Source organism: Kordiimonas sp. UBA4487 (assembly GCF_002389025.1).
GTDB lineage: Bacteria > Pseudomonadota > Alphaproteobacteria > Sphingomonadales > Kordiimonadaceae > Kordiimonas > Kordiimonas lacus.
In genome coordinates, this window is the sequence record NZ_DGNR01000008.1 from 24925 (window position 1) to 30924 (window position 6000).

The 6000-nt window shown below is 57.5% G+C and carries 4 protein-coding genes; 2 read left to right on the forward strand and 2 right to left on the reverse strand.

What is annotated here, in order from left to right; translation table 11 throughout:
* Positions 1-132: 132 nt before the first annotated feature.
* Positions 133-4509: a chemotaxis protein CheB gene (locus B3Z17_RS05085; RefSeq protein WP_286828837.1), complete on the forward strand. Its 4377-nt coding sequence runs from the start codon at positions 133-135 to the stop codon at positions 4507-4509.
* Between the two features lie 51 nt (positions 4510-4560).
* Positions 4561-4827 (forward strand): GlsB/YeaQ/YmgE family stress response membrane protein, encoded by a 267-nt coding sequence (locus B3Z17_RS05090; protein WP_286828838.1) that lies wholly within the window; start codon positions 4561-4563, stop codon positions 4825-4827.
* Positions 4828-4867: 40 nt separating this feature from the next.
* Here the strand turns inward: B3Z17_RS05090 and B3Z17_RS05095 are convergent, their stop codons facing one another.
* Entirely contained in the window at positions 4868-5011 is a 144-nt protein-coding gene (locus B3Z17_RS05095) for a hypothetical protein (RefSeq protein ID WP_286828839.1), read from the reverse strand.
* A gap of 293 nt (positions 5012-5304) precedes the next feature.
* Positions 5305-5784: a hypothetical protein gene (locus B3Z17_RS05100; protein ID WP_286828840.1), complete on the reverse strand. Its 480-nt coding sequence runs from the start codon at positions 5782-5784 to the stop codon at positions 5305-5307.
* Between the last annotated feature and the right edge of the window lie 216 nt (positions 5785-6000).

Sequence of the window (6000 nt, forward strand, 5' to 3'; positions counted from 1 at the left end):
CGGAAACTACCTAATTCTCTTCCTGAGCCCAATTCTCTTTATGGTGCGCTTTTCTTTCGCAAAAGTTGAGCAAAAGTGCTATCATAAGTCTTGCTTTCCTTCGGAGAGCTATAGCTTGAAAGCACTCAGATCATGGCCATTAAAGACCCCTGTGGGGAGCAGAGCGCTCCGCCGCAGGCGAACTTGCGTCCCCGTAAACGCCCTTCCCGGCCCGCAAAGCCGCAAGCACGTCCCACCGATTTTTCAGTAGTCGGCATCGGCGCCTCTGCGGGCGGCCTTGACGCCTGCCAAAAGCTTTTGGATACCCTCCCGGTTCCGACCGGCATGGCCTTCATTTTGGTTCAGCACCTTGATCCAACCCATGAAAGCATGATGGTCGAATTGTTGGCCGGGCACACTGCACTGACAGTGCTGCAGGCGGCCGACGGCATGAAGGTCGAACCCGACCACCTGTATATTATCCCGCCTGGTGTCTATCTTTCCGTTACAGACGGTGCGCTGTGCTTGTCGCCGCCGCTGGCGCGCCACGGCGCCCGCCTGCCCTATGACTTCCTGCTCCATTCACTCGCCAAATCCTATGGCGCGCGTGCCATCGGCGTTGTCCTGTCAGGAACCGGGGCAGACGGCAGCGACGGCGTGATGGCGATCAGGGGCCAGGAAGGGCTTGTGGTGGCACAGGACCCGACCGAGGCCAAGTTTGACGGCATGCCCAGAAGCGCGATCGCGACCGGGGCCGTCGACATGGTGCTGCCGGTCGCCGAAATCTCGAGCGCACTCGTCAACTATGCGCGTGGGCTGACGCCCTCTGGCGCTTCCCGCGAAACGCCGGACTGGTTGCCCCAGATTATCGAGCTTCTCAGGGCGCGGACCGCCCATGATTTCCGGCTGTATAAACCAGGCACCCTGCAGCGCCGGATCGAACGGCGCCTTGCGATGACCTCATTTGGCGCCGATGGGATGGACCGCTATATTGAGCTTTTGTCAAACGACCCTGACGAACTTGAGCTGCTGGCCAAGGACCTGCTGATCAATGTCACGAACTTCTTCCGCGACCCTGCGGTATTTGACCACCTGGCAGAAAATATCATACCGGATCTTGTGCGTGGCCGCGACCCCAGCCAGCCGATCCGCGTCTGGGTCGCCGGCTGCAGCAGCGGCGAAGAAACCTATTCCCTCGCGATACTGTTCCGTGAGGCCGTGAACGCGGCCGGTCACCATGTCAAGCTCTGCTTCTTCGCCTCCGACGTTGACCCCGACGCCATTGCGCATGCGCGTGCCGGACTATACCCAAAGGCAATCGAAGCAGATGTCTCGCCAGACCGTCTGGCCCGTTTCTTCACCAAGGAAGAACACGGATATCGAGTTGCATCAGAGCTGCGTGACATGGTGGTTTTTGCGGTCCAGGATGTATTGACCGACCCACCATTTTCGCGCCTCGACATGGTATCGTGCCGAAACCTGCTGATCTATCTGCAACCGGAAGCGCAGGCCAAGGTCATATCCTTGTTCCATTTCGCACTGCTCAATGACGGCATCCTGCTGCTGGGCACCACAGAACGGGTGGGCAAAGCCGACGACCGTTTCATGCTGGTCTCCAAGCCGTGTCAGCTTTACCGGCATGTCGGCCATCGGGACACCGTGGATCTCGGCATATCAGCAGGGGATGCAACTATCCACAGACTTGGCGGCCTGGCACAACTTGGCAAAAAGGGCGCACATGGGGGCGCGCTCTCCGATCTGTGCCGCCAGTTAGTGCTGGACACATACGCGCCCGCCGCTGTGCTGGTCAACGCCAGGCAGGAGTGCCTGTATTCGCTGGGCCCGATCGAGCGGTATCTGCGGCCCGCCCCTGGCTACCCGACCCATGATCTCTACGCGATGGCTGATCCGGACCTCAGGGTCAAGCTGCGCGCTGTGGTTCAGCAAGCCACACAGGATAACAGCCGTGCCACCATTGCCGGCGGCACGGTCGGCGGAGGCAAATCCGGCTCCCCATTCGATATTTCCGCCCAGCCGGTCATGGACGGTGGCGAGCCCCTGATACTGATCTGTTTCATTGATCAACCAGCCCCGGCAAAAGTGCCAAGCATCAAAGGCGCTGCAGGTAAGGCACTGCGGGTTGCTGAACTGGAACGCGAATTGAAGGCGACCCGGACCGAACTTCAAGGAGCCATTCGCAACCTTGAAGCCGCCAACGATAGACAGAAAGCCATCAATGAGGAAGCGCTGTCGGTCAGCGAGGAGTTCCAGACCACCAACGAAGAGCTGCTGACGTCGAAAGAGGAATTGCAGTCGCTCAACGAAGAACTGACGGCACTCAACAGCCAACTTCAGGAAACGCTGGAACGCCAGCGGACAACCTCCAATGACCTACAGAACGTGCTCTACAGCACCAATGTCGCCACGCTTTTCCTGGACACCAAGCTGAATATCCGCTTTTTCACACCAGCAACCCGGTCGCTGTTCAAAATCATCCCCGGCGATGTTGGCAGGCCGCTTGCGGATCTCCGGGCATTGGCAGCAGACGATACCATGCTGAGCGACGCCCAGGCGGTGCTGCTAAATCCTCATCCCCTTGAAACTGAAATCGAGGCGCAAGACGGCACCTGGTATGCCCGCCGCATCCTGCCTTATCGCACCAAGGACAACCGGGTTGAAGGCGTGGTCATTACTTTTGCCAACATTACTGAAACAAAACAGGCAGCAGAAGAACTTGCCGCAGCAAAACGGCGGGCCGACCAGGCCAATATCGCCAAATCACGCTTTCTTGCCGCCGCAAGCCATGACCTCAGGCAGCCGCTTCAGACCTTCGCCCTGTTGCAGGGCATCCTGTCCAAAATCGTCGACGGCGACAAAGCCCAAAGACTATTGGGTCGGCTGAACGAAGCCCTGGGGGCGATGTCCGGCATGCTCAATGCGCTTCTGGATATCAATCAGATTGAGGCCGGCACCATCCGGGTCGAGAAGGTCGATTTTTCAATCGATGAGCTGCTCGGCCAACTGAAGGACGAGTTCGCCTATCATACAGAGGCACAGGGCATCGGATTCCGCTTCGTACCCTGTCACGTCATGGTCAACAGCGATCCACGTCTGTTGGAACAGATGATCCGCAACCTGCTGTCGAACGCCCTCAAATACACAAAAAGCGGTCGTGTGCTGCTTGGATGCCGACGCCGCGGCAGCACGCTCAGCATCGAGGTATGGGATACCGGGATCGGGATACCATCTGACGACCTGAATACAATCTTCGAAGAATATCACCAGCTTGATAATGCCGAGCATGACCGAAGCCGCGGCCTCGGCCTTGGGCTTTCGATCGTGCAGCGGTTGGGTGCATTGCTGGACCACCCCATGCATGTGCGTTCGGAACTTGGAAAAGGCTCGGGTTTCAGCCTGGAAGTTGCAGTGTCCCAGGACGAAGCAAAGTCAGATGTCAAAGCCAAGAGGCCCGACGGGACCCCTGAAACAGCCGCCGTCATCCATACCGGTACAATACTGATAATCGAGGATGATCCTGAAGTCCGCGATCTTCTTGACCTGTTGCTGACTGACGAGGGCCATCAGACTATCGCTGTCGGCGATGGTGTTGCTGCGCTTGAAATACCTGCCTGGGACCAACAAAAGCCCGACCTGATCCTTGCCGACTATAACCTGCCGGGCGGCATGTCCGGCATTGAGGTTGTGGCAAAGCTCAGGGAAGCGTGGCATGAGCCTATTCCGGTCCTCATCCTGACCGGCGATATCTCTACCGCAACCTTGCGCGAGATTTCCACCCATGACTGCCTGCCCCTGCACAAGCCGGTCAAGGCAAGAGCCCTTTCGGAGGCTATCCAGCGATTACTACCCCAGCCCCCCGTGCCAACCGCCCACGCCGCGCAGGCCGTCACCCTCGACACCTCCCCGGTCACATCGACCATCTACGTCATAGACGACGATCGCCACGTACGCGATGCGATCTGGGAAGTTGTGGAGGAAGAAGGCTATAAGGTGGAAGGGTTTGGTGATGCCGAGGATTTTCTGGCGGCCCATGGCGCGGAAACCGAAGGCTGCCTTTTGATAGACAACTGGCTGCCTGGCATATCGGGCCTTGAGTTGCTGCAACGGTTGCGCACTGACGGAAATCAAATACCCGCAATCATGATAACCGGCCGTGGCGATATTTCGATGGCGGTCCGGGCGATGAAGGCTGGCGCAAGTGACTTCATCGAAAAGCCATTCAGTCGCGCAGACCTGCTGGCAAGTGTTAAACGCGCCACTGAGCTGACAAAAGACGAAGCCAGCATGATCGCATGGCGCCAGAAAGCCGCAACCCAGATCGCGGGCCTAACGCTGCGCCAACGCCAGATCATGGATCTTGTCCTGGCTGGCCATCCAAACAAGAATATCGCCGCCGATCTTGGCATCAGCCAGCGCACCGTCGAAAACCACCGTGCGGCCGTGATGAAGAAAACCGGCGTGAAATCCTTGCCGGCCCTGGCAAGGCTCGCTGTTACGGCAGCCAGCCATTAATCCACATCAGTGCAGGCGCACATACGAGGAACATCACCGAAAGGAGCTGATATGTCTTTGATCATTTGGACACTGCTGGGAGTTGGCTTGGGCCTGATTGCCAGCAAGCTTGTCAGCACCACGGGGGAAGGCACTGTTGTCGACATTCTGATTGGGGGGATTGGCGCCCTCACTGCTGGCTGGCTGTTTGACTTTTTTGGCGGCATAACGATTACCGGCTTCAATAGCGACGGCGTCTATAGTGCCGTCGCTGCAATTATTGGGGCGATTGTATGCCTGGTCGCTTACCACATGTTTTTCCGGCAGCAGATGCGCTAGGCCGTGCGTGGCCGCCGTCTGGCATAGGGCTGGAAGCCGGCTAGTTGGTAGCGTCCTTGACGGAGTCCGCGACATCATCGCCAAATTTTTCCATATCGCCTTTCCGGTAATCATTTACCAGATAAAGGGAGACACCGATGATGGCCAAAACGCCGACAACGGCCAAAATTCTTTTCACGTCCATTTCATGCTCCTTTGGGCAGGGGGTGAAGGCACGGATATAAGTCCTTGTGCCATTCAGCAGGCTAATAGCTTTGGGCGTATGCCGGCCGTGCACCGATCGCTCCGGCATATATCAGCAGGATTGACCGGCGCACTGGCACTCCAGACACTGAGAAACGCAATCAGCACTGGATCTTGGAAATCTTGGTTCCCTGGATACCGGCCTTGGCAATATGCCCCTGGCCTGCATCCTTTTCACCGTCGGTTACCATGACGGCCTTACTGGCTGGCAGGTCATTGTCGACCTGCCTCTGGTTATCCTGAGACGCACTGGAAAACCACTGTCCGCGTCCCATCGGCATTGACGACGAGATCGTATGCAACCTGGCTGGCACCGCTGTTCATGCAATAGATCTCCGCGTTATGCGTTGCGGCCATCAATTCCCTGTCTGTCCGGTAGTCAATGGCCAGGTTGGGAACATAGTCCGGCAGTGGCCTTGCCTCGGCAGTTTTTGGGGTACATTCGAAATAGATTGTCTTGGCGCCATCTGTCGCGGTGTCATAGCGCGCGGTAATCGGGATAGAGCCATACTGCTCGCAGAATGCCACCGAACGCTGGTTGGCCTGGATCAGCTCCCGGTCGCTTTTATATTCATAAGCAACGGTCGGGTTGCTCGCGGCTACCTGCTCCGGTGTTGCCTGTTGGGAGGCCCCGCAGCCTGCCAATACGAGTGCAGCGGAAATGCCAGCTACGGCTGTCCATTTTGTTGAAAACCTGTTAGCGGCGATTGTCATTACTGGATACCTCCTTCTCGGGCCGTGCATTTGCACGGCGAGCCATGAGCCAGGATGACCAGCACATGGTTTATCCCATTACTATAAACGTGGAAGGGAAGGCGACGTCAGACTCGGAATCTACTCATATGGCGCCATGGGCGGAACCGAATATCTGCCCGAAACGGCGCAAGAGCTAGAGGCCGCTTCTGGCGTATTCCGTTGAAAAACTGTTCT